This window comes from Streptomyces sp. NPDC102279, assembly GCF_044766365.1.
GTDB lineage: Bacteria > Actinomycetota > Actinomycetes > Streptomycetales > Streptomycetaceae > Streptomyces.
Map to the genome: position 1 here is coordinate 533825 of NZ_JBIWLU010000002.1, position 24096 is coordinate 557920.

Below are 24096 nucleotides of genomic sequence, written 5' to 3' on the forward strand. Positions count from 1 at the left end.
GTGGGCAACAGCAGCACCACTCACAGTCCGCACCATCGCCACGAGGATTCGGTATTCGGTATGAGGTCCCTGGAACGGCATGGCGACGTCGGCGCCTACGCACTCGGCGTGCTCGACGAGGCGGAAGCCTTCCGCTTCGAGGACCACCTCATGGAGTGCCCTCGGTGTACGGCGCACGTGAGCGAGTTTCGTCCCGCCACACGGCAGTTGATGCTGTACCGCCGCTCGACGCCGCGCACGGTGCACCCGTTCGCCGCCCCCGGGCCGCGGCTGCTCGACCGGCTGCTCGGCGAGGTGGCCGCACGCAACCGGGCGGGGCGAAGGCGCCTCCTGTACGTCGTGGCGGCCTCCGTGGTCCTCGCGGCAGGCGGCCCCGCGATCGCCGTCGTCACGGCGCACGACACCCCGACGAACCGGGTCGCCGCGGCGGACCCCCAGGAGGGCCGTGTCGCCGCCACCGACGCGGAGACCGGGGTCTGGGCCGAGGTGACGACCGCGGACCGGACGTGGGGCACCGATGTCGAGGTACAGGTCAAGGACGCCGGAGGCCCGCGGTCCTGTCAGCTCGTCGCCGTCGGCAAGGACGGCACGGAGGAGACCGTGACCAGTTGGATGGTCCCGCCGCACAACGGCGAGGCCACCCGGATGCGGGGAGGCGCGGCCCTGCGGACCGCCGACATCGGCCGGTTCGAGGTGCGCACGGCGGACGGCAAGCACCTGGTGACCCTCAAGGCCCCCTGAGCGGCGCCCGTCCGCTCCGCTACTTGAGCAGGCGGGACATCCGCCGGTCCGCCAGCGGCTTGCCGCCGGTCTGGCACGTCGGGCAGTACTGGAGGGCGGAGTCGCTGAAGGAGACCTCGCGGATGGTGTCGCCGCACACCGGGCAGGCCTCCCCCGCTCTCCCGTGCACCCGCAGCCCGCTCTTCTTCTCGGCCTTGAGCCGGCCGGCGGCCAGCCCGCGGGAGCGCTCCACCGCCTCGGTGAGGGTGACGCGCAGCGCTTCGTACAGGCGGCGGGTCTCCTCCGGGGTCAGGGAGGAGGCGAGCTTGAAGGGCGACATCCTGGCGACGTGCAGGATCTCGTCGCTGTACGCGTTGCCCACGCCGGCGATCAGGCTCTGGTCGCGCAGCGCGCCCTTGAGCTGACGCCGCTCCCCCTGGAGCAGTCCCGTGAAGCGCTCCTCGTCGAAGTCGTCGGCGAGCGGGTCGGGGCCGAGGCGGGCGACGCCGGGGATCTGCCCGGGGTCCGCGACGACGTACACCGCGAGGCGCTTCTGGGTGCCGGCCTCGGTGAGGTCGAAACCCTCGCCGGTCTCCAGCGCGACCCGCAGCGCGAGCGGGCCCTTGCCGGGCCGGGGCCGGCCGTCCGGGAGGGTGTCCCGCCAGTGCAGCCAGCCCGCGCGGGCCAGGTGGGTGACGAGGTGCAGGCCGTCCGCGTCGATGTCGAGGAACTTGCCGAACCGGCCGACTGCCGTGACCGCGCGCCCCTCCAGCGCCGAGACGGGAGGGTCGTAGGTCTTCAGGACGCTGATGGCGACGGGCAGCACGCGCACGATCTCGCGGCCGACGAGACGGTCGGCCAGGAAGTCCTTGAGTGCGTCGACCTCGGGCAGTTCCGGCATACGTCCAGAGTGCCATCCGGCACCGACAGCGCTACCGAACGCCTCCGGCCGTCCCGCGGCGTTCCGGGCCGTCCGGCGCTGTTCCGGGCTGCTCAGCGCTGTTCCGAGCCGGTGCGGGCCGTTCGGAGCTTTTCAGTCCCGTTCCCGGACGACGAACTCGCACCAGACGGCCTTGCCGCCGCCCCGAGCCTCCACGCCCCACACGTCGGTGAGCCGGTCGACGAGGAGCAGCCCCCGGCCCGAAACACCGGACTCGCCGGCCTCGCGGCGGCGCGGCAGGGCGCTGGAGGAGTCCTCGACCTCGGCGCGCAGCCTGCGGTCGGATCCGGTCAGGACCCGCAGGGTGACGACGGCCGAGCCCTCGGTGTGCATGAGGGCGTTGGTGATGAGTTCGTCGGCGACCAGCTCGATCTCGTCGGCCCGCTCGCCGGCCCCCCAGGCGCGGACCGCGGCCCGGATCATGTGCCGGGCCTCGATGAGCGCCTCGGGATCGCCCGGTGCCACGTGGTGCTGGAGCCGTCCGCCGGAGCGCTGGTCGCTCAGGCCGCGGCGGCGCAGGAGCAGCAGCGCGACGTCGTCGTCCCCGCCACGGTCCTCCGCCATGTCGATGAGCGTGTCGGCGAGGTCGTCGACGTCCGGCGGGCCGACACGGATCACCTCCCTGAGCGTGTGCATGCCGTCGTCGAGGTCGGCGCCCGGTACTTCGACGAGTCCGTCGGTGCACAGCAGCAGGGTCTGGCCCGGGTCGAGTTCGATGGTGGCGACCGGGTATTCGAGGCGACCGAACTCGGCGGACAGGCCGAGCGGCAGGCCGCCCTCCACGGGCAGCCGCCTGCACGTGCCGTCGGTGTGCCGGACCAGCGGGTCGATGTGACCGGCCCGGACCAGCTGGGCCACTCCGGTGGACAGGTCGATCTCGGCGTACAGGCAGGTCGCGAAGCGGTCGGTGTCGAGTTCGTCGAGGAAGACCGAGGCCCGGGCCATCACGGTGGCCGGGGTGTGGCCCTCCGCGGCGTAGGCGCGCAGCACGATGCGCAGCTGGCCCATGACGGCGGCGGCGTGCGTGTCGTGGCCCTGGACGTCCCCGATGACGGCGCCGACGCGGCCGCCGGGCAGCGGGATGAGGTCGTACCAGTCGCCGCCGATGTCGCGGCCGAGCGAGGCGGAGCGGTAGCGGACGGCGATGTCCGCGCCCGGCACGCTGGGGATGGAGCGCGGCAGCATGGCCTGCTGGAGGCCCTGGGCGAGGTCCTTCTCCTGCTCGAAGAACATGGCCCGCTGGAGGCTCTGGGCGATGCTGCTGCCGAGGGCGACGAGGACGTTGCGCTCGTCCTCCGAGAAGCCGCGGCGGTCGTTGTAGAGCAGGCCGATCGCGCCGATGGGGCGGGCCTGCACGATGAGCGGCAGATAGGCGGCCGAGGTGATGTTCAGGCCGGTGATGTTCGGCCACAGCAGCGGGTACGACTCGGCGAACTCCTCCGGCGACTCGATGAAGTGCGGCGAGAGGTTTCGTACGACCTCGTTCATGGGGTACTGCGCGTCCAGGCGGGTGACCCGGGTGCCGGGGACGTAGCTGTCCACCGGCCCCGTGGCGACCATGCGGATGCGGCCCGCCTCGACCAGGCCCATGACCAGGCTGGTCGCCCCGAGGTGGGTGAGGCCGTGGGTGTCCTCCAGGACGTCGATGACGTCCTGGACGGTGACGGCGTGGGCCAGCGCCGCCGTGGTGAGCTGGACGACGTTCGTCTGATGGCGCCGGGCCTCGTCCTGGGCGGCCTGCTCACGGCGCGCCGCCGCCTCGCTCAGCTCGTCGGTCGCGTCCCGGACGATGCCGACGATCCGGCGCGGCCGGCCGTTCTCGTCACGGCGGATGTAGCCCTGGGTGTGGGTCCAGCGCAGCGCACCGTCGCGGCGGCGGATGCGGAAGTAGGCGCCGTAGTTCTCGCTGCCGTCCTTGAGCGCGTGGGACACCATCGTGTCGAGGCGCGTCGACTCGGCGGGGGGCACGCGCATGGCGAGGGAGGCGGGGAGCCCGTCGTACTCGTCCGGGCGCACGTCGAAGACCTCGTGGGCCTGGGCGTCCATGTGCATCAGACCGGTGTCCAGGTCCCAGTCGAAGCTGCCCATGCGATTGAGCGCCAGGATCGGATCCGGGTGGGCGGGCCAGTCGTCCGGGAGTGACAGGGCGCTCGCTCCCCGATCAACCATGGGCCCACCTTGCCAGCATTTGCCCGATTATTCGACTTCTGGGCCACCCCTCCACCGGGTTCCGGGAAGCCCTTTCCCGGGCTCCCCGGAACCGAGCGTTCGCTCAGCCGTCGAACACTCCGGTGGAGACGTCGAAGACGCTCTCGCCGGGATCCGGGTCGTCGGGGATCAGCCCGCCGTCGTCGGGCGTGCGGGAGGCCGAGGGGTCGGGGGCGGGGGTCTCGGTCCGGCGCGGGGCTTCCCCGCCGGAGTGGGAGGGCGCCGGGGTGGCTCCGGGCCTCGTCGGAGGGGGCGCGCCGCGGGTGGCCGTGGCACAGTCCGCGGGCTCGCCGGGGCCGGACGGGCGGTCGCGGCGTGAGACGCCCATGGCGGTGTCGTCGGTCGGTGCGACGGCGGGCCCGGTGCCGGATCCGGCGGACTCCTCCGGGGCGGTCCCGCCGGTCTCCGGCGGCTCGGTGCGCGTCGCGTCCGGCGTGACGCAGTCCTCGGCGGAACGGTCAGGCGACGGGCTCCCGCCGCCCTGGTCGCGGGGAGCGGTGCCGCTCCCCGAGTCGTGCGGGCTCGGGGAGTCGTCCGGGCGGCCGGTCGGGGCCGTCCCGCCGGGCCGCGGTACGGGGTGGTCGTGCCGGTGGCCGTCCTGCCCGAGGGGCCGCTCGATCCAGGTGTTCGCCGTGACGTCCATGATCGTGAGGCCGGTGATGACGACGGGTGCCGGGGTCACGACGACGACCCGGGCGGGCCGGTAGCCGCTCCAGGGCCTGCCGCGGGTGGCCGGGTCGGCGTCCGTCGCGGTGGGCCGGCCGAGCGGGTTGCCGCAGGCACAGCGCACCCGGGGCACGCCCCGGTCGTCGACGAGGACGGCCGTACCGGCCTGAAGCACGGCCGGGAACCCGGTCGCCTGCCCGTCGCGGAATCCGTGGTCGGTGACGCGGGTGTCCGCGCGCAGTACGACCGAGGTCAGTCCTCGCAGGTAGTCGGGGACGGATTCGGGTGAGATGCCGGAGGACTGGGCGAAGGCGCGGGTCCTGGCCGGGTCGGCGGCGAGAGCCCGGATCTGTCGCCCGGCGTCGCAGCTGCCGGTGTTCCGGGTCCCTCCGTAGAGGCCCGGTGTGGCGCCCGAGAACGAGCGCGGGCCCTGGTCACCGGTGGCCGTCGGTTGCGGCGTTCGGGTGACGGACGGCGGGGTGCCGGTGGCGGTGGCGGTCGACTCCGTGAAGGGGTCCGGACCGCGGTCGGAGAGCGGCTGGAGGAGGACCTCGCCGTCGTCCGGGCCACTCGCTGCCGTGTCCCGGTCATGGCCGCCACCGCACGCGGCGAAGAGGAGAACCGCCGCGAGGGCGCCGCCGGTGACGAGGGGCCTGGTGGGTATGCGCACCACGTTCTCCCGTTCATCGCGGGCCAGTCGTGGATCATTCTCTGCGTCACCCTCTTGGCGCACGCAAGCGGAGTACGGTCACCCAGCGTCACAATGGACGGGAGAGGAGCGCTCGACGTGGAGTGGTTCACGGCACCCGACTACTGGCTGACCCGGCTGGTCTTCCAGCGGGGACTGGCCGTCCTGTATCTCGTCGCGTTCCTCGGCGCGGCCCTGCAGTTCCGGGCGCTGATCGGGGAGCGCGGGATGCTGCCGGTGCCGCGTTTCGTGCGGCGGGTGGGATTCCGGGATGCCCCGAGCGTGTTCCACCTGCGCTACTCGGACCGCTTCTTCGCGGCCTGGTCGTGGACGGGCTGCGCGGTGTCGGTGGCGCTGATCGCGGGCGTCGACGCGTATCTGCCGCTGTGGGGTTCGATGCTGCTGTGGCTGCTCCCGTGGGCGATGTACCTGTCGGTCGTCAACGTGGGCCAGACCTGGTACGCGTTCGGCTGGGAGTCCCTGCTCCTGGAGGTGGGGTTCCTCGCGGTCCTCCTCGGCAACGACGAGGTGGCGCCGCCCGTCGTCGTCCTGTTCCTGTTGCGCTGGCTGCTGTTCCGCGTCGAGTTCGGGGCGGGGCTGATCAAGATGCGGGGCGACGCCTGCTGGCGCGACCTGACCTGCCTCGACCACCACCACGAGACCCAGCCGATGCCGGGGCCGCTGAGCTGGTTCTTCCACCACCTCCCGAAACCGCTGCACCGCGTGGAGGTGGCTGCGAATCACGTCACCCAACTCGTGGTGCCCGTGCTGCTGTTCACCCCGCAGCCGATCGCGACCGCCGCGGCCTGCCTGATGATCCTGACCCAGTTGTGGCTGGTCCTGTCCGGCAACTTCTCCTGGCTGAACTGGACGACGATCGTGCTCGCCGTGAGTGCGGTACGGATCCCCGGCACCGCCCCGCACACCGCCGCGCCTCCCCTCTGGTACGAGATCGTCGTCCTCGCGGTGTCCGCCGGGCTGCTGGCGCTCAGTGTCCGGCCGGTGCGCAACATGCTCTCGCCGCGGCAGGTCATGAACCGCTCCTTCGATCCGCTCCGGCTCGTCAACACCTACGGGGCGTTCGGCAGCGTGAGCCGGGTGCGCCACGAGGTGGTGATCGAGGGCACCGCCGACGAGGTTCCGCGCGAGGACGGCGGCTGGCGGGAGTACGAGTTCCGGGGCAAGCCGGGCGATCCCCGGTACTGGCCCCGCCCGTTCGCGCCCTACCATCTGCGCCTCGACTGGCTGATGTGGTTCGCCGCGCTCTCCCCCGGCTACGCCGACGCGTGGTTCGGAGGGCTGGTGGAACGGCTTCTGGTGAACGACCGGGACACGCTGCGGCTGCTGCGCCGCTCGCCGTTCCCCGCGGACGCCCCGCCCCGCTTCGTCCGCGCCCGCCTCTTCCGCTACCGGTACACGACGTGGCACGAACTGCGCGACACGGGCGCGTGCTGGCACCGGACGTACGTACGCGACTTCCTGCCGCCGACCCGGCTGGAGGGTGGTGCGCGGCGGCGGGCGCCCTGAGCCGCCGCGGCCGGCCGGAGCGCGCGGGTCAGAGTCCGTAGACGCGCGTGGCGGTCCCGGCGAACACCGCCTCCCGCTCGCCCGGGCTCAGACCCGTCGTCAACTCCTCGGCGATGTGCATGACTTCGCCGTAGGTCGCGGCGAGCGTGCACACCGGCCAGTCCGAGCCGAACATCGTCCGGCCGGGCCCGAAGGCGGCGAGCGCGGTGTCCGCGTACGGCCGCAGGTCGTCCGGGGTCCGCCGGGCCGGGTCGGCCTCGGTGACGAGCCCGGAGAGCTTGCAGGCGGTGTTGGGCAGCGCGGCCAGTGCCCGGACGGCGCCCGCCCAGGGTTCCGGAGGACCGGAGGCGATCGGGGGCTTGCCCAGGTGGTCGAGGACGAACGTGAGCCCGGGGTGTCCGGCCGCGGCCCGGACGCACGCGGGCAACTGGTGGGGCAGCACGACGAGGTCGTACACGAGTCCCGCCTCCGCGACGGCCGCGAGTCCGCGCCGTACGTCCGGGCGCAGCAGCCATCCGGGGTCGCTCTCGCCCTGGACCTGGTGGCGGATGCCCTTGAGGCGGTGGCCGCCGGGCAGCTCCCGCAGTCGCGTCAGTTCGTCGGCGACGTCGGGGCGGGTCAGGTCGGTCCAGCCGACGACGCCGGCCACCAGGGGGTTCCGCTCCGCCAGGCGGAGCAGCTCCGGGGTCTCCTCGGCGACGGTGACCGTCTGCACGAGGACGGTACGGTCCACGCCGGCCGCCGCGGCCTCCGGTCCGAGGTCCGGCATCCCGAAGTCCCTTCGCAAGGGCTGGAGTTCGGGTCCGGTGATCCAGTCCTGGTCCCGGACGGCGAGGTCCCAGACGTGGTGGTGCGCGTCGACTCTCACGGCAGTTCCCAGACCACCGGCAGGCGCGCGTCGGCGCCCGCGCCGGAGTAGTCGTGCACGACGTCGAGGAGTTCGGCCATGCGGGCCTGCCAGGCGATGTTGACGGGCAGCTTCTCCAGTTCCGCGAGCATGCGCCCGTAGTCCTCGCACTCCAGGAGGTGGAACAGGTCGGTGCCGCTGCGCCAGATGGTCCAGGAGGTGGCTCCGGCCGCCCGGATCGCCGTGGCGAGTTCGGCCGGCACCTGCCGGTGCGCCGCCTCGTAGGCGGCGACGCGCTCCGCGCGGACCTTGGTGTGCAGGGCGACTCTCATGACGGCTCCGGTAGGGGGAGGGGGGCGGCGTCCGGCAGCAGGCCCTCGGCGCGCAGTTCCTGCCAGAAGGCGGCCGGCACCGGGGTGCCGAACTGCTGCGCGCAGTCCCGGACTTCGGCGGCGGAGCGGGCGCCGACGAGGACGCTCACCACGGAGGGATGTGCCGCGGGGAGGGCCAGGGCGGCGGCGCGCAACGTGGTCCCGTGCCGCTCGGCGATGTCCTTCAGCCGGAGGGCCCGGTCCAGCAACTCGGTTGGTGCGGGTGCGTAGTTGTAGGTCGAACCGGGCCCCGGGTTCGCGAGCAGGCCGGAGTTGAAGGCACCGCCGACGACGACGGAGGTGCCGCGCCGCCGGGCCGCGGGCAGCAGGTCACCGAGGGCGCTGTGGTCCAGGAGGGTGTAGCGGCCGGCGCACAGCACCACGTCGACGTCCGTGTCCTGGACGAAGCGCGTGAGCATCGCGGTCTGGTTCATGCCCGCGCCGATCGCGCCGACGACGCCCTGCGAGCGCAGCTTCTCCAGGGCCGGGTAGGCCTCGCGGAAGGCCTGCTCGGCGTGGTCGTCGGGGTCGTGCAGGTAGACGACGTCGACCCGGTCGAGGCCGAGCCGTTCGAGGCTGGCTTCCAGGCTCCGGCGTACCCCGTCGGCGCTGAAGTCCCAGACGCGGCGGTGGGTTGCGGGCACCGCGAAGCCCTGGGCGAGGTCGTCGCCGCCGCCGTCCGCGGGTTCCAGCAGGCGGCCCGCCTTGGTCGAGAGGGTGTACTCGGCGCGGGGCCGGTCGCGCAGGGCCGCGCCGAGCCGCCGCTCGGAGAGGCCGATGCCGTAGTGCGGGGCGGTGTCGAAGGTACGGATGCCGCAGGTCCAGGCGGCGTCGACGGCCGCGCGGGCCTGTTCGTCGGTCACCTGGGTGTACAGGTTGCCGATGCCGGCGGCGCCGAAGGAGAGGGCGCCGACCGGGACGCCGCTCGCACCGAGGGTGTTCACCGGCCCGCCGGGCGCAGTCGCAGCCCCTGCATCCCGCCGTCGACGGCGAGCGCGGTGCCGGTCGTGGCGCCGGACAAGGGGCTCGCCAGGTAGGCGATGGCGCCGGCGACCTCCGGCGCGGACACGAGCCGGCCGGTGGGCTGGCGGGCCTCCAGGGCGGCGCGTTCGGCGGCCGGGTCGGGGGCGGCCTCGAGGAGCCGGCCGACCCACGGGGTGTCGACCGTGCCGGGGTTGACGCAGTTGACGCGGATGCCTTCGCGGACGTGGTCGGCGGCCATCGCGAGGGTGAGGGCGAGGACGGCTCCCTTGGAGGCCGAGTACAAGGCCCGTTGGGGCAGTCCGGCGGTGGCCGCGATGGAGCAGGTGTTCACGATCGCCGCGTGCGAGGAGCTCCGCAGGTGAGGGAGGGCCGCTCGGGTGGTCCGCACGATGCCGAGGACGTTGACGTCCAGCACGCGGCTCCATTCCTCGTCGTCGTTGTCCTCCACCGTGCCGCGGGCGCCGATGCCCGCGTTGTTGACCAGTACGTCGAGGGCGCCGAGGCCGTCGACCGCGGCGGCCACCGCCGCGCGCACCGAGGCGTCGTCGGTGACGTCGGCGCGGTGGCCGGTGAGCGGCTTGCCGACCGACGACGGGTCGAGGTCGAGGACGGCGACGCGGGCACCTCGGGCGGTGAGGAGGTCGGCGGCGGCCCGGCCGATGCCGGAGGCGCCGCCCGTCACGAGCGCTGTGAGCCCGTCGAAGTCGCGGATGTCCTGGGGGTCCGTCATGCTGCCTTCCCCTTGCGTTCGTCGGCGTCCCGTCGGGCGAGGTCGGCGGCCCAGAAGGTGCCGTCCGGGTAGGTGAACTCCGCGATGGACCCGGGGCGCATCGTGGCGGAGAACCCCGGCGCGGTGGGTGCCGTGTAACGGCCGTCGCGGATCACCACGGGTTCGGTGAAGTGGTCGTGCAGATGGTCGACGTACTCGATGACGCGGTCGTCGGTGGTGCCGGCCAGGCCGACGAAGTCGAACATCGAGAGGTGCTGGACGAGTTCGCACAATCCGACGCCTCCCGCGTGCGGGCAGACGGGGACACCGAACTTGGCCGCGAGGAGCAGGATGGCGAGGTTCTCGTTGACACCGCCGACCCGGGCCGCGTCGATCTGCAGGACGTCGACGGAGCCCGCCTGGAGGAGTTGCTTGAACACGATGCGATTCTGCACGTGTTCGCCGGTGGCGACCTTGACGGGGGCGACGGCCGCGCGCACGGCGGCGTGCCCGAGGATGTCGTCGGGGCTCGTCGGCTCCTCGATCCAGTACGGCTCGAACTCGCTGAGCGCGCGCGTCCAGTCGATCGCCTCGTCCACGTTCCAGCGCTGGTTGGCGTCGATCGCGATGCGGATGTCCGGGCCCACCACCGCGCGGGCGACCCGGCAGCGGCGTATGTCGTCCGCGAGGTCCGCCCCCACCTTCAGTTTGATCTGTCTGAATCCCCCGGCGACCGCCTCGGCGGCGAGCCGGGTGAGCTTCTCGTCGCTGTAGCCGAGCCAGCCGGGCGAGGTGGTGTAGGCCGGGAATCCCTCGTCGCGCAGGGTCGCGGTGCGCTCCGCCGCTCCTTCCCTGCCCCGGCGCAGGAGGTGGAGCGCCTCGTCCGGGGTCAGCGCGTCCGTGATGTAGCGGAAGTCGACCTGGCCGACCAGCCAGGCGGGATCGGCCTCGGCGAGGAACTGCCAGAGCGGTTTGCGGGCGCGCTTGGCCGCCAGGTCCCACACGGCGTTGACCACGGCGCCGATCGCCATGTGCATCACGCCCTTCTCCGGTCCGAGCCAGCGCAGTTGGCTGTCGCCGACCAGGTCCCGGGAGAGGGAGCCCGGATCGGCGCACAGCTCGTCCACCGGCCGGCCGAGGACATGCCCCCGCAGTGCGTCGATCGCGGCGACCTGGACATCGTTGCCCCGCCCGATGGTGAAGGTGAAGCCGTGCCCCTCGGCCCCGTCCGCCGCGTCGCTGCGCAGGACGACGTACGCCGCCGAGTAGTCGGGGTCCGGATTCATCGCGTCCGAGCCGTCGAGCTCGCGCGAGGTGGGGAAACGGACGTCGAAGGTGTCGACCGCGGTGATGCGGGCGGGGGTCGGGGACACGGAAGGCCTTTCGGTCGGTGACAGGGGGTCCTCGCGGTGGGGCGTCCGCCGGTCCGCGCCCCGGTGCTCGGTCGCTCAGTCCTGGGCGCGTCCCGTCGTCACCCGGGCGATCATGAGGGCGACGAGGATGATCCCGCCGTAGATGGCCTGGATCCAGAAGGACGGCACCTGGGCGAGCGTTAGCAGGTTCTGCACCACGCCGAGGAGGAGGACGCCGGTCAGGGCGCCGAACATGGTGCCCTTGCCGCCGTCGAGACTGATCCCGCCGATGACAGCGGCGGCGAACACGGTGAAGATCATGTTGTTGCCCTGGTTGGCGCTGATGGCGCCGACGTAGCCGGTCTGCATGATCCCGCCGACGGACGCGAGCACACCCCCGACGACGAACACCCCGAGCATCACCCGCTCGACACGGATGCCGGCCGCGCGGGCCGCGTCGGCGTTGCCGCCGATGGCGTACAACGCGCGTCCGACGCGGTGGTACTTGAGGACCAGACCGGCGACCGCGAAGGCGACGGCTGCCAGCCACACCGACAGCGGGATGCGCAGGAACGTCGTGGTGGCGAGGGAGAAGAACGCGTCGGGCATGCCGAACAAGGTCTTGCCCTTGGTCGCGCCGACCAGAAGCCCCCGCAGGACGATCAGCATCGCGAGCGTGACGATGAAGGCGTTCAGCTTGAACTTCACGACGAGGATGCCGTTGAAGGCCCCGATGGCCGCGCCCACGACGAGGATCGCGAGGAGGGCGAGCGCCGCGGGGAACTCCGTGCCCCAGCCCGACTGGGCGGCGGGCAGCACGAGCAGCGCGCCGACGGCGGGCGCGATGCCGACGACGGACTCCAGCGACAGGTCGAACTTCCCGGTGATGAGGACGAGCGACTCGGCGAGCACGACCATCGCGAGGGCGGCCGAGGCGCCGAGGATGGAGATGATGTTGCGTTCGGTGAGGAAGGAGTCGTTGACGAACGCACCGAGCACGACCAGCAGCAACAGCGCCGGTACAAGGGCGAGTTCGCGGGCCCTGCGCAGGAGTACGGCCTTGGCGGCGCGCGGGTCGGGGGTGTGGGAGGGGGTGAGCGGCGAGGTCGTCGTCTCAGTCATCCCGGCCTCCCCCGCCGCTGCCGGGGGTCCCGGGGGTGTTCCCCGCGGCGGTGCCGTTGCCATGGTCCACTCCTTCGATGGAGGCGATCAGCTCGTGGTCGCGCCAGCCCGCCGGATGCTCGGCGACGACACGGCCGTGGAAGAGGACGAGGACGCGGTCGCAGCGGCGCAGGTCGTCGAGTTCGTCGGAGACGACCAGCACGGCGGTGCCGTCCTCACGGGTGCTGTCCATCCGGGACAGCAGGGACTCCTTGGACTTGACGTCGACGCCCGCGGTCGGGTTGATCAGGACGAGCAGACGCGGGTCCGAGGCGAGCGCACGGGCCATGACGACCTTCTGCGCGTTGCCGCCCGAGAGGTCGGAGACGGGCTGCTCGGGCCCTTCGGTGTGGATGCCGAGGCGTTCGATGAGCCCGGCGGCGAAGCCGCGTCGGCGGCCGGTGCCGATGAACCCGTGGCGGCCCAGCCGGTTCAGGACGCTCAGGGTGGCGTTGTCACCGACGCTCATCCCGGGCACCAGGCCCTGCTCGTGCCGGTCCCGCGGAACGCAGCCGACTCCGGCCTTCAGCGCGGCGGCCACGTCACCGAACGGGAGCCGCTCGCCGCCCAGCCGGGCGCTGCCACCGGTGGGGGTGTGCAGTCCTGCGAAGGACTCGGCCAGTTCGGTCTTGCCGCTGCCGCTGGACCCGGCGAGCCCGACGACCTCGCCCCGGCGCACGGTCAGATCGATCCGCTCGTACGCGGGGGAGGTGAGATCCGTGGCGTCCAGGACCACGGGCGCGTCGTCGTCCGACTCCCTCGGGGCGATGGTCAGTTCGGCGATCGACTCGCCCGCCATGGCCTCGACCAGTGCCGGGCGCGGGAGTTCGGCGACCGGCGCCGTGGTGATCCAGCGGGCGTCCCGCAGGACCGTGACCGTCTGGCAGACCTCGTACACCTCCTGGAGGTGGTGCGAGATGAACAGGAAGGTGACGCCGGATTCCTGGAGCCCCCGCATCCGGGTGAAGAGCCGCTCGATCTCCCGGCTGTCGAGCTGGGCGGTGGGTTCGTCGAGGACGATGAACCGGGCGCCGAAGGAGAGCGCCCGCGCGATCTCGACCATCTGCCGGTCCTCGACCTTGAGGTCGGCGGTGCGGGCGTCCGGGTCGACGCGCACGTCCCAGGTCTCCAGCAGCCGCGCCGCCTCGGACCGGAGCCGGCGCCAGCTGATGAAGCCGCCCCGGCCCGCCGGCTGGCGGTTGATGAAGAGGTTCTCGGCGACCGTCAACTCGGGTACGACGGTGGGCTTCTGGTAGACGCAGGCCACCTTGCGCCGCCAGGCGTCACGGTCGGCGAGCGGGGGCGCGGGCCGGCCGTCGAAGCGGATCGTCCCCTCGTCGGGTGCCTGGAGGCCGGTGAGCAGGGTGACGAGGGTGGACTTGCCGGCGCCGTTGCGGCCGACCAGGGCATGGGACTCGCCGGGGAACACGGCGAGCCGACCGTCTCGGAGAGCGACGGTGGGACCGTACCGTTTGGTGATCCCCCGCGCCTCGACCAGTGGGGTGCTCATTTGACCGTGTTGCCCCAGAGCTTGGGGTCGTCCACGTTCTCCTTGGTGACGAGCGGCGCGGGGAGCTGGTCCTCCAGGATGCCGCCGGGCAGCTTCACGATCTCGGAGTCGTGATCGGTCGGTCCGGGCTTGAACGTCTTCCCCTGCATCGCGGCCTTGATGTAGTACATGCCGTACTTGGCGTAGGCATCGGCCGGCTGGGAGACGGTCGCGTCGATCTCGCCCTTGCGGATGGCGTCGAACTCCTGCGGGATGCCGTCGTTCGAGACGATCGTGATGTGCCCGGCCGCGCCCGCCTTCTTCAGCATTCCCTTGGACTTGAGGGTCTGCAGGGTGGGCGCGAGGTAGACACCGCCCGCCTGCATGTAGATGCCCTTGATGTCGGGGTTGGCGTTCAGCAGGGTGTCCAGCTTGGAGGCCGCGGTGTCGGACTCCCACTTGGCGGGGATCTCCAGGACCTTCAGCTTCGGGAAGTTCTTCCGCACACAGGAGCGGAACGCCTCGGAGCGGTCGCGGCCGTTGACGGACGCCAGGTCGCCCATGATCTGTACGACCTTGCCGGAGCTGATCTGCTTGCCGAGGTACTGGCAGGCCTTCTCGCCGTACGCCTCGTTGTCGGCGCGTACGACCATCGCGACCTTGCCCTTCTCGGGCGCCACGTCGACGGCGACCACGGGGACGCCCTTGCGCTCGGCCTGGTCGAGGCCCGCGGCGATCGCGGCGCTGTCCAGCGGGGCGACCACCAGGCCCTCGACGCCCTGGTTGAGCTGGTTGTTGATGTCGGTGATCTGCTGCGAGGGGTCGCTGTTGGAGTTGACGGTCTTGAGGGCGTCCACGCCCTGCGACGTCGCCATCTTCGGCACGTAGTCGTTGTACGACTGCCAGAACGGTGAGGTCAGCAGGGGCAGGATCACCCCCACCTTGCCGCCTCCGTCCCCCTTTCCGCCGCCCGAGGCGACGTCGTCCTTCGTGCTGCCGCACGCCGCGAGCACGAGGGTCGCGCAGGCGGCCACCGCCGCCGCACACACCGTCCGCGACGGGATTCGCCTGTTCCGCACAGTTCTGCCGGCCATCTGACGGCTCCTCATAGAGCGTGATCGAGCAGGACGGGTGGCCGGAGGTCCCTCTACCGACCGGGACGAATATTTATCAGACCACTTCGGGCTTCCGACACCCTCTGGAGCCAACTATTCACAGTTTCCGGCCATAGTGGTCCGACCACTTCGGTCGTTAGACTGCGGCGCACCCGGCAACAGGAGGAAGTGGCGTGGACGAGAGTCAGCCCGTCGGGGCGGAGCCCGGCAAGGATCCCGCTCCGCCGAAGGGCACCGTGACCCAGCGCGCCATCGAGCAGATCAAGGCGCTGATCCGGGAGGGCCGGCTGGAGCCGGGACAGCGGCTGCCGACCGAGCGGGACCTGGCGTCCCAGCTGGGCATCTCCCGCAGTTCGATGCGCGAGGCGATCCGGGCGCTCACGGTCCTCGGCGTGCTGGAGGCACGGCACGGATCGGGCATCTACGTCACCCAGTTGGAGGCGGGGGACCTGCTGGAGACGTTCGGGGTGGTGGCCGATCTCTCCCGTGGTCCCCAGCTCGTCGAACTGCTGGAACTGCGCCGCATCCTGGAGTCGACGGCCACCGCGATGGCTGCCGCACGGATCACCCCGGACCAACTGGCCGAGGTCGAGAAGCACTTGACGGCGATGAACGCGACCGACGATCCGGAGCAGATCCTCGCCCACGATCTCGCCTTCCACCGCGAGATCGTCGCCGCCGCGGGCAACGAGACGATGACCGCCATCCTGGACGGGCTCTCCTCCCGCACCTTCCGCGCCCGCGTCTGGCGCGGCTACCAGGAGGAGGGCGCCTTCGAGCGCACCCGGCGCGAGCACGCGGCGATCCACCGTGCGCTGGTCTCGCGCGACCCGGAGGCGGCACGGACGGCGGCGGCCGCGCACGTCGGCGAGGTGGAGCAGTGGCTGCGGTCGCAGCTCGCGCCGTAGCCAGGGTCCATGAAGGCCCCCCCGCTGCCGGCCGCTTCGCCCACGGGAGGTCCCCGGCAGGGGCCGGGGTGTCGGGCCGACGCCGCGGACGAGCCCTGGTGGGGCAGGTCCGCGGCGTCGGGTCTCAGGCCCGCTTCAGCCGGAGCGTGACCAGCTCGAACGGCCTCAGGGACACCCGCAGTCGCGTCCCGTCCCGCTCGGGCTCCGCCGCGTCGGCGAGCGGCCGCTCCAGCAGGTCCGTCACCGTGACGTCGTCGAACGCGAAGCCCACGGTCAGAGTGGCCCGCGACCGGCCGCCACGCGACTCGTGGAACCGTACGACCACGTCACCGCTCTCGTCGTCGGCCAGCTTGACCGCCGTCACCACGACGGCGTCCTGTCCGACGCCGACCAGGGGCAGGATCTCCTGGGAGCCCGAGCCCGCCAGCCGCCGCTCCGGCAGGTTGATGCGCCAGCCCTCGCGCACCGCGTCGCCGATCGCCGCGCCGGGGACGAGTGCGTGACGGAACCGGTGGATGCCCTGGTCGGTCTCCGGGTCGGGGAAGCGCGGCGCGCGCAGCAGCGAGACCCGGACCGTGGTCGTCGTACCGGAGTCGCTGTCGCGTACGGCGCGGGTGACGTCGTGGCCGTACGTCGAGTCGTTGACCAGCGCGACGCCCCATCCCGGTTCCTCGATGTGCACGAAGCGGTGGTTGCAGGCCTCGAACTTGGCCGCCTCCCACGAGGTGTTGGTGTGGGTGGGCCGGTGGAAATGCCCGAACTGGGTCTCCGAGGCGTACCGTTCGGCGTGCACGTCGAGCGGGAAGGCGAGCTTCAGGAACTTCTCGGTCTCGTGCCAGTCGACCTCGGTGTCGATGTCCAGGCGCTGTTCGCCGGGCGACAGCGAGAGCACCTGAGTGACCTTCGACGCGCCGAAGGATCGGACGATCCGTACCGAGACACCGTCCTCACCCGGTGCGACCTCGTCGGCGTCGGCCAGATCGGTGACCGTGTTCCGGTAGAACTCGTCGACGTCCCAGGCGTCCCACATGTTCGGGAAGTCGGGGTGGAGTTGCAGCAGGTTCGCCGCCTGCCCCGGTGCGACCGTCTCCCGGTCGGCGGACAGGTCGAACGCCGACACGACGAGTCCCCGTTCGTCGATCTCGACGCGCAGCACGCCGTTGTCCAGGACGTAGCCGCCGTCCACGCGGGGTGCGAGAGCCGTCTCGCCGAGCACCGCCGGGGTCCGTGCGCCGCCGGCGGGCACCCCGTCGCGGGCGTGCGGCGCCGAGTTGAAGACCAGAGGTGCCGAGCCCTCCCCCGCCAGCGCCCGCTGTGCCGCCCCGATGACGGCCTCCAGCTCGGCGGCGACCCGCTCGTAGGTGCGGCGGGCCTCACGGTGGACCCAGGCGATGGACGACCCCGGCAGGATGTCGTGGAACTGGTGGAGCAGGACCGTCTTCCAGATCCGGTCCAAGTCCTCGTACGGATACGGGAATCCGGTGCGGACGGCGGCGGTCGCGGCCCACAGTTCGGCCTCGCGCAGCAGGTGCTCGCTGTGCCGGTTGCCCCGCTTGGTCTTCGCCTGGCTGGTGAGGGTGGCACGGTGCAGTTCCAGGTACAGCTCGCCGACCCACACGGGCGCGTCGGGGTACTCCGCCTCGGCCTTGCGGAAGAAGTCCTCGGGGGTCTCCCAGGCGACGGTCGCGGAGCCTTCGAGGTCGCGGAGACGGCCCGCCTTGGCGATCATCTCGCGCGTGGTGCCACCACCGCCGTCGCCCCAGCCGGTCGGGGCGAGGGAGTGCCGGGCGGCGCCCTTGTCCTTGAAGTTGCTCGCCGCGTGGGCGATCTCCCTCCCGTTCATGGAGCAGTTGTAGGTGTCGACGGGCGGGAAGTGCGTGAAGATCCGGGTGCCGTCGATGCCCTCCCACCGGAAGGTGTGGTGGGGGAACTTGTTGGTCTGCGACCAGGAGATCTTCTGGGTGAGCAGCCACTTGGAGCCGGCCGCCTTGATGATCTGCGGCAGCCCGGCGGCGAATCCGAAGGTGTCGGGCAGCCACGCCTCGTCGTTCTCGACGCCGAACTCGTCGATGAAGAACCGCTTGCCGTGCACGAACTGACGGGCCATCGCCTCGGAGCCCGGCATGTTGGTGTCGGACTCGACCCACATGCCGCCGGCCGGTACGAACCGTCCGTCGGCGACCGCCTTCTTCACCCGGGCCCACACCTCGGGCCGGTGCTCCTTCACCCAGGCCCACTGCTGGGCCTGCGACATGGCGAAGACGAAGTCGGGCTCGTCCTCGATGAGCGCGGTCATGTTGGAGGTCGTGCGGGCCACCTTGCGGACCGTCTCGCGCAACGGCCACAGCCAGGCCGAGTCGATGTGCGCGTGCCCGACGGCGCTGATCCGGTGGGCCGACGGCACGGCGGGCGCGGCCAGGACGTCCCTCAGCAGTGAACGGGCCCGTTCCGCCGTCGCGTTGACGTCCTGGAGGTCGACGGCGTCCAGGGCGCGCTCCACCGCGCGCAGGATGTCCCAGCGGCGCGGGGACTCCACCGGCAGCTCGGCCATCAGCTCGCCGAGGACCTCCAGGTCGATGACCAGGTTCCACACCTCCTCGTCGAGGACGGCGAGGTCCATGCGGGCGAGCGTGTACTGCGGCTCACTGCCCGCCGTCTCCTTGTCGCCGAGCTGTGTGGGCCGGAAGGGGTGGTAGTCGAGGATGACCGGGTTGGAAGCCGCCTCGATGCGCAGGTCGACGTGCTCGCCGCCCTCCGCCGGGGCCGCGACCCTCACCCACTGGTTGCGCGGGTTGAGACCCTTCACGGGACTGCCGTCGGGCCGGTAGACGAGCCCCTCGCACTGGAAGCCGGGCATGTTCTCGTCGAAGCCGAGGTCGAGCAGGGCCTCGACGGTCCGGCCCGCCCAGGCCTCCGGAACGGTTCCGGAGACCCGGAACCAGCTGGTGCCCCACGGAGCACCCCAGCGCGCGCCCACCTCGATCGGTTCCGTCGGGGCGGCGAGCCCTTCGGCGACCGGCACGGGTTCACCGGGCGCGTTCCACACCGCCACCTCCAGCGGAACGGACTCGGGGTACACGGCCGGACGGATGCGTTCGTCCAGGACGCGCTTGAGGCGGGACTCGACCAGGGTGCGGTCGTCATGCATGTGAGTGCTCCGTGGGGTGTGGGATGCGGGTTGTTACCAGGTGTGCGTGGTCGTGGCGGGCGTGGAGACGCTGAACAGTTCCCCCACTGAGCGCAGTTCGAACCGTGCGGCCGGTTCTCCCTGTTCAGGGGCGAGCCCGGCGACGTGGAAAGCACGCTGGCAGGTTCCGCCCTGGAAGCGGCGCGTGCCGTCGGGGAGGATCCGGTACAGCTCGTAGTGGCGCACCGGTCCGGGTGCGGGCTGCCAGGCGAGGCGCAGGTCGCCGCCCTCGGCTTCCGTGACGCGCAGGCCGGTGGGCGCGTCCGGGGCCTCGGTGGCGTTGCGGACGGCGAGTCCGCCGAGCCGCCAGCGCACCGCCCCGCCGGCTCCGGTCAGCCGGACGCCGAGGGCCCGGACGGTCCCCGTCAGCCCGGCAAGGGACACGGTCGAGGTCTGCCAGCCGCTGCCCGAGGGGACCGGGAGAAAGGTGTACGGGGGTGCCGCGCCGGCCGTCGCGGGGTCGTCCGTGGCGACCGCCAGCTCCAGGGAGACGTCACCCGCGTCCGTGCGATGCGTCAGCTCGACGACGGTGTCCTCACCGAGCGGGAGCCTGGTCGCGTAGAGGTCCAGGGTGGCCGGGGCGTCCAGATCGCCGGAGAGGAGGACGCTGCTGCCGCCGCGCCAGGCGTCCGCGAAGTCGAAGGTCACCGAGGGGCGCAGGCCGCCGGTGCGCACCACCCAGCGGCGGGAGGGCAGCCGGTCCTGGAGGCCGAGATGGTTCCAGGCGGTGTCTCCGGTGGCCTCGCCGTCCTCGTACCACTTCAGGCCGTGGCCGGTGTTGAAGACGGTCGCGAAAGGGAGGGAGGTGACGGTGGAGCGGTCGGCGACGAAGACGGCGGGCGCACGCCAGCGGGCGGTGGTGTCGGGCCGCGCGGGGTCGAGGGAGGCACCGGTCCAGAAGGCGTCGTCGGCCGCGTGGAAGTCGCCGGGGCTGCGGCCGGCCGGCAGGTGGTTCCGCGTCCACTCGGGCCGGTAGTAGCCGACGGAGGTGACGTGCGTCTTCGTGGCGGGGACGATGGCGTCCCAGTTCACGGAGGCGTTCGTGCCGTTCGCCTCGACGTCGACGCCTGCCCACAACGCGTCGCGGCTGCGGCCGAGTTGCTCGGCCGTCGTCCCGGACGAGGCCAGTGCGGCGGGGGTCCAGCGGAAGTCGAGGAACATCGAGTCGGCCGCCTGGAAGAACGCCTTGTTCTGGTTGTTCAGCGCGCCCTGCCAGCTGACCGAGCCGTTCACGGTCATCGCGTCGTACCAGGTGACGCGCTGTCCCCTGGCCGCGCCCAGCGATTTCAGCTCCCCGAGGAAGCCGAGCATGCCGGTGGCGAGCGCCGGATCGCCGCCGCCCGTCTCGGCGTTGACGAACCAGCCGTCGAAGCCGTACGCCTCGGCGACGGCGACGAGTTGCGCGGCGAGCGGGTAGCGCCCCTCGGCGTCCCTCTGCACGAGGTCGCGGGTCCACCGCAGTTGACCGCCGTACGCGGCGGGCGGCAGGAACACGTTGCCGAGGACCGGGACGCCGTGCCGGTGCGCGGCGTCCACGATCGGCGCGTTCGGCGCGAGGATCAGGCCCTCGCCCGACGAGCCGCCCCAAAAGACGAGTTCGTCGAGGTAGGACCAGTGGGTCAGCGCGTAGTAGTCGGCGGTGGCCGCGCCCTGCGAGGGGTTCTGGGCCGTCGGTCCGAAGGAGACGAGCGACTGGACGCGGGCCTGTCCCGAACGTGCCGTGGTGTTGGCGGGGACGGGGGTGAAGCGGGTGGCGAGCGGCACGGTGGAGGCGTTGAACGCGAGGTCGGTGTCGGTGTCGGCGCGCCACGACGTCAGGCTTCGCCAGGTGATGCCGGTGCCCGGGGTGCCGGTGGGCAGCGAGTCGGGGTACCAGTAGGAGGCGTACGGCTGGAGGTCACGGGCCGCCGCGGCCGCCGTGCCCGGCAGAGCGGGGACGAGTCCGGCGGCGACGCCGGCTCCGGCGAACAGGACGGCACGTCTGCTGAGGTTCACGATGTGCTCCGTATCGTGTGGGGAACGGATTACGGTGCTCGGCTCAGGCGGTCACCTGATCCGGTGTGACGACCTCGGTGATACCGCGCGCGACGAGGTGTTCGCCGTCGGTGGCGCGGCTCGCGAGGACGGTGGTGGGGCGGACCCCGTCGGCGGTCAGCCGGGCGAAGGCCTCGAAGACGGGGCCGCCAGGCGCGCACGCGGAACGGCCCGGCGCGGTGTCGACGACGAGTGCGGTGGTGCGGACGGCGGGTACGCCGGGACGGTCCCTTCCGGCGATCCGGGCGATGGTGTCCCCTGCGGGCTTCGTCCGCCGGTCACTCGTCAACAGGCCGAGGCTGTACTCGAGTTCGGGGAAGTCGGCGAGATCGCGGCTGACGTCGTGCGAGCACCACCAGGTCACGCCCCACAGGTCGGGGCAGTCGAGGGCGTTCGTGACGGTGGCCTCGGTGAAGGCGGCGGCGTGCTCGGCGGGGATGAGCGGGGCGGGCGCGCCGACCTCCTGGAGCCAGACCGGACGGTGCGGGTCGTCCGACCATGCCTTGGACAGCTCGATCAGGTACGCGGCGTGGTGTTCGGTGGCGACGCCGGTCCGGCCGTGGCGCTGCGCCGTGCCGTTGAACACCCATGAGTGGACGGCGGTCATGGCGCCGAGTCGGGCCGAGTGGCCGGGGGTGAACGGCTGGTCGTCCTGGTACCAGGCGGCGTCGTACGAGGCGTGCAGGTGCGGCTTGCCGGGGGCGCCCTCCTCGCAGGCGTCGAGCAGCCGCCGCAGCCACGCCCCGGCCTGCTCCTCGGTGATGCGGTCGGGGTCGGGGTGGGGTCCGGCCGCGAACTGGTTGACCTCGTTGCCGATGGTCATCCCGATGAAGTTCGGCCGGTCGGCGAGAGCCGCGGCCAGCGTCCGCAGGTACGCCGCCTCCCCCGCGACGACGTCCGGGTCGGTGAAGATGTTCCGCCGGTGCCAGGTCTGTGTCCACGCGGGCAGGAAGTCGAAGCTCGACAGATGCCCTTGCAGGCCGTCCACGTTGACGTCGAGTCCACGCTCGGCGGCGGCGTCGGCGAGCGCGACGAGCTGCTCGACGGCGCGCGGGCGGATCAGGGTGCGGTTGGGCTGGAAGTAGGGCCACAGCGGGAAGACCCGGATGTGGTCGAGGCCGAGCGCGGCGATGGAGTCGAGATCGGCGCGGACCGAGTCCAGGTCGAAGTCGAGCCAGTGGTGGAACCACCCTTGGCTGGGGGTGTAGTTGACGCCGAAGCGCACGGCAGAAGGCATGCGGGGATCCTTGCGAATCGGAACGACAGGACGGCGGAGCGCGGGTCGGCGGCCCGCTCCGGACGGGCGTCAGCCCTTGACGGCTCCCTCGCCGACACCGCGGAAGAAGTACCTCTGGAGGCAGGCGAAGAGGGCGATCAGGGGTGCCACGGCGATGACCGTGCCGGCGGCGACGAGGCGTTCGTCGTTGGCGAAGGTGCCGTGCAGGTAGTTGAGTCCGATGGTGAGGGTGAACTTGGAGGGGTCGCTGAGCACGATGAGCGGCCACAGGAAGTCGTCCCAGGCCCCCATGAAGGCGAAGATCGCGACGACGGCGAGGGTGCCCTTGACCGAGGGCAGCGCGATCCGCAGGAACCGCTGCCACACGTTGGCGCCGTCGACGAAGGCCGCCTCCTCGATCTCGTAGGGGAGGTTGAGGAAGGCGTTGCGCATCAGCAGGACGTTCATCGCGCCGACGCAGCCGGGCAGCACGACCCCGATGAGCGTGTTGTTCAGGCCGAGTTCCCGCATGGTCGTGAACTGGGCGATGATGATGCCCTCGACGGGCACCAGCATGGCCAGGATGAAGACCAGGGTGGCCACCCGCCGCCCGCGGTAGCGCAGCCGGGCCAGGGCGTACCCCGCGAGGGCCGAGCCCACGCAGTTGGTGACGACGTTGGCGCCCGCCACCTTGAGGGAGTTGAGGGCGTAGTCCCACACCGGGATGGTGTCGGCGACGCGCCGGTAGTTGTGCAGGGTCGGGTCGCCGGGCAGGAACCTGGGCGGCGAGCTGAAGATGTCCTCGGTGGGTCCCTTGAGCGAGGTGGACAGCTGCCACAGGAAGGGGCCGACGGTCAGGGCGAGGACGGCGAGCAACAGCAGGTAGCGCAGGGCGAGTTCCCACAGCGGGACACGTTGTCCGTGGTCGTCGGTGACCCGGCGACGGCGCGGGCGCTCCGCTGTTGGGGGCGGTTCGGCGGTGCGGTTCTTCACCGGCGTGCTCATGCGTCCTCCTTGCGGTCGGCGCGCAGCACGAGCAGCATCAGCGCGACGGTGACGACGAAGACGACCACCGAGATGGCGGACGCGTAGCCGACGCGACCGGTCAGTCCGGTGCCGGTGCGCTGGACGAGCATGACGAGGGTGGTGTCCTCGCCGGCCGGGCCGCCGTCGGGGCCGGCCATCAGGTACACCTCGGAGAACACCTTGAAGGCGGCGACCGACGAGAGCGCGCCGACCAGGACCATGGTGGACCGGACGGCGGGCACGGTGACCGTGAGGAAGCGGCGCACCGCCCCCGCTCCGTCCACCGCGGCGGCCTCGTGCAGCTCCCGTGGCACGTTGGCGAGCGCGGCCAGATAAATGATCATGTAGTAGCCGAGGCCCTTCCAGACCGTGACGGCCATGGCGCTGAGCAGGAGCAGCCACTGGTCGCTCAGGAAGCCGACCTTGCCGGCCCCGACCGCCTCCAGCAGCGAGTTCACCAGCCCGCGCTCGTCGAGGAGCCACACCCAGACGAGTCCGACCACGACGATCGACGCGACGACCGGGGTGTAGAAGGCGGACCGGAAGAAGGCGATGCCGGGGATGTTCTTCTGGACCAGGAGGGCGAGCAGCAGCGGCAGCAGGACGAGCGCGGGGACGACCCCGAGGACGTACAGCGTGCTGTTGCGCAGACCGGTCCAGAACATCTGGTCGTGCAGCAGTTCCCGGAAGTTGGCCAGGCCCACGAACTCGCCGGGGATCAGCGTGCGACGGTCGGTGAAGGAGTTGATCACCGTCGAGACGAACGGGTAGAGGATGAAGACGCCCACGACCACGAGGCCCGGAGCGGCGAACAGCCAGGGGCTGGTGCCCAGTTGGCGTCGCACGCGGGTGCCGGGCCGCGGCTCCGGCGAGGCCGGCCGGGAGCCGGCCCGCCTCTCCCGGGACAGTGCGCGGGGCGCCCGCGCGGTGCTGGAGGAACTCGCCATG

19 protein-coding genes are annotated in these 24096 nt (G+C 72.0%); 3 read left to right on the forward strand and 16 right to left on the reverse strand.

Features of this window, described 5'->3' with window-relative positions; all coding sequences use genetic code 11:
• The first annotated feature begins 60 nt into the window (after positions 1 to 60).
• Positions 61 to 741: a zf-HC2 domain-containing protein gene (locus ACIRQH_RS05920; protein WP_388870962.1), complete on the forward strand. Its 681-nt coding sequence runs from the start codon at positions 61 to 63 to the stop codon at positions 739 to 741.
• A gap of 19 nt (positions 742 to 760) precedes the next feature.
• On the opposite strand, the gene ACIRQH_RS05925 is transcribed toward ACIRQH_RS05920, so the two are convergent.
• The 3 genes from ACIRQH_RS05925 to ACIRQH_RS05935 form a co-directional block, all read right to left on the reverse strand.
• Positions 761 to 1621: a DNA-formamidopyrimidine glycosylase family protein gene (locus ACIRQH_RS05925; RefSeq protein WP_358819795.1), complete on the reverse strand. Its 861-nt coding sequence runs from the start codon at positions 1619 to 1621 to the stop codon at positions 761 to 763.
• Between the two features lie 132 nt (positions 1622 to 1753).
• The gene (locus ACIRQH_RS05930) at positions 1754 to 3829 is read right to left on the reverse strand and encodes a SpoIIE family protein phosphatase (protein ID WP_404224396.1); all 2076 of its coding nucleotides are present in this window, start codon (positions 3827 to 3829) and stop codon (positions 1754 to 1756) included.
• A 103-nt stretch (positions 3830 to 3932) separates the two neighbouring features.
• Positions 3933 to 5204 (reverse strand): DUF6777 domain-containing protein, encoded by a 1272-nt coding sequence (locus tag ACIRQH_RS05935; RefSeq protein WP_388870969.1) that lies wholly within the window; start codon positions 5202 to 5204, stop codon positions 3933 to 3935.
• A 117-nt stretch (positions 5205 to 5321) separates the two neighbouring features.
• Between ACIRQH_RS05935 and ACIRQH_RS05940 the strand changes: the two genes are divergently transcribed.
• Positions 5322 to 6749, forward strand: coding sequence for a lipase maturation factor family protein (locus tag ACIRQH_RS05940; RefSeq protein WP_404224398.1), 1428 nt, complete (start codon positions 5322 to 5324; stop codon positions 6747 to 6749).
• A 28-nt stretch (positions 6750 to 6777) separates the two neighbouring features.
• Here the strand turns inward: ACIRQH_RS05940 and ACIRQH_RS05945 are convergent, their stop codons facing one another.
• The 8 genes from ACIRQH_RS05945 to ACIRQH_RS05980 all read right to left on the reverse strand — a co-directional run bounded on the left by ACIRQH_RS05945 (position 6778) and on the right by ACIRQH_RS05980 (position 14756).
• Complete coding sequence (locus ACIRQH_RS05945; protein ID WP_388931750.1) at positions 6778 to 7617, reverse strand: amidohydrolase family protein; 840 nt, start codon at positions 7615 to 7617, stop codon at positions 6778 to 6780.
• The gene (locus ACIRQH_RS05950; protein ID WP_358819800.1) at positions 7614 to 7928 is read right to left on the reverse strand and encodes an L-rhamnose mutarotase; all 315 of its coding nucleotides are present in this window, start codon (positions 7926 to 7928) and stop codon (positions 7614 to 7616) included. Before ACIRQH_RS05950 ends, ACIRQH_RS05945 begins: the two co-directional genes overlap by 4 nt.
• Positions 7925 to 8911 carry an aldo/keto reductase gene (locus ACIRQH_RS05955; RefSeq protein ID WP_404224400.1) on the reverse strand — a complete coding sequence of 329 codons (987 nt, stop codon included), beginning with the start codon at positions 8909 to 8911 and terminating at the stop codon, positions 7925 to 7927. The genes ACIRQH_RS05950 and ACIRQH_RS05955 overlap by 4 nt, the downstream gene beginning before the upstream one ends.
• Positions 8908 to 9663, reverse strand: coding sequence for an SDR family NAD(P)-dependent oxidoreductase (locus ACIRQH_RS05960; RefSeq protein ID WP_404224559.1), 756 nt, complete (start codon positions 9661 to 9663; stop codon positions 8908 to 8910). The genes ACIRQH_RS05955 and ACIRQH_RS05960 overlap by 4 nt, the downstream gene beginning before the upstream one ends.
• 14 nt (positions 9664 to 9677) lie before the next feature.
• Positions 9678 to 11033, reverse strand: a complete 1356-nt coding sequence (locus ACIRQH_RS05965; RefSeq protein ID WP_404224402.1) for an enolase C-terminal domain-like protein — start codon at positions 11031 to 11033, stop codon at positions 9678 to 9680.
• 75 nt (positions 11034 to 11108) lie between these two features.
• Positions 11109 to 12134 (reverse strand): ABC transporter permease, encoded by a 1026-nt coding sequence (locus ACIRQH_RS05970; RefSeq protein WP_358819803.1) that lies wholly within the window; start codon positions 12132 to 12134, stop codon positions 11109 to 11111.
• Positions 12127 to 13683 (reverse strand): sugar ABC transporter ATP-binding protein, encoded by a 1557-nt coding sequence (locus tag ACIRQH_RS05975; RefSeq protein ID WP_404224404.1) that lies wholly within the window; start codon positions 13681 to 13683, stop codon positions 12127 to 12129. Before ACIRQH_RS05975 ends, ACIRQH_RS05970 begins: the two co-directional genes overlap by 8 nt.
• Positions 13680 to 14756, reverse strand: a complete 1077-nt coding sequence (locus tag ACIRQH_RS05980; protein ID WP_358819805.1) for a sugar ABC transporter substrate-binding protein — start codon at positions 14754 to 14756, stop codon at positions 13680 to 13682. Before ACIRQH_RS05980 ends, ACIRQH_RS05975 begins: the two co-directional genes overlap by 4 nt.
• Positions 14757 to 14950: 194 nt before the next feature.
• On the opposite strand from ACIRQH_RS05980, the gene ACIRQH_RS05985 reads away from it, so the two are divergent.
• Positions 14951 to 15685 (forward strand): FadR/GntR family transcriptional regulator, encoded by a 735-nt coding sequence (locus tag ACIRQH_RS05985; protein ID WP_358819806.1) that lies wholly within the window; start codon positions 14951 to 14953, stop codon positions 15683 to 15685.
• A 124-nt stretch (positions 15686 to 15809) separates the two neighbouring features.
• On the opposite strand, the gene ACIRQH_RS05990 is transcribed toward ACIRQH_RS05985, so the two are convergent.
• The 5 genes from ACIRQH_RS05990 to ACIRQH_RS06010 all read right to left on the reverse strand — a co-directional run bounded on the left by ACIRQH_RS05990 (position 15810) and on the right by ACIRQH_RS06010 (position 24095).
• The gene (locus ACIRQH_RS05990) at positions 15810 to 18833 is read right to left on the reverse strand and encodes an alpha-mannosidase (protein ID WP_404224407.1); all 3024 of its coding nucleotides are present in this window, start codon (positions 18831 to 18833) and stop codon (positions 15810 to 15812) included.
• Positions 18834 to 18866: 33 nt separating this feature from the next.
• Positions 18867 to 20867 (reverse strand): endo-beta-N-acetylglucosaminidase, encoded by a 2001-nt coding sequence (locus tag ACIRQH_RS05995; protein ID WP_404224408.1) that lies wholly within the window; start codon positions 20865 to 20867, stop codon positions 18867 to 18869.
• Between the two features lie 43 nt (positions 20868 to 20910).
• The gene (locus ACIRQH_RS06000) at positions 20911 to 22143 is read right to left on the reverse strand and encodes a glycosyl hydrolase (protein ID WP_404224410.1); all 1233 of its coding nucleotides are present in this window, start codon (positions 22141 to 22143) and stop codon (positions 20911 to 20913) included.
• A 69-nt stretch (positions 22144 to 22212) separates the two neighbouring features.
• Positions 22213 to 23127 carry a carbohydrate ABC transporter permease gene (locus tag ACIRQH_RS06005; RefSeq protein WP_388870994.1) on the reverse strand — a complete coding sequence of 305 codons (915 nt, stop codon included), beginning with the start codon at positions 23125 to 23127 and terminating at the stop codon, positions 22213 to 22215.
• On the reverse strand, positions 23124 to 24095 hold the full coding sequence (locus tag ACIRQH_RS06010; protein ID WP_404224412.1) for a carbohydrate ABC transporter permease: 972 nt from the start codon (positions 24093 to 24095) through the stop codon (positions 23124 to 23126). The genes ACIRQH_RS06005 and ACIRQH_RS06010 overlap by 4 nt, the downstream gene beginning before the upstream one ends.
• Position 24096: the final 1 nt, after the last annotated feature.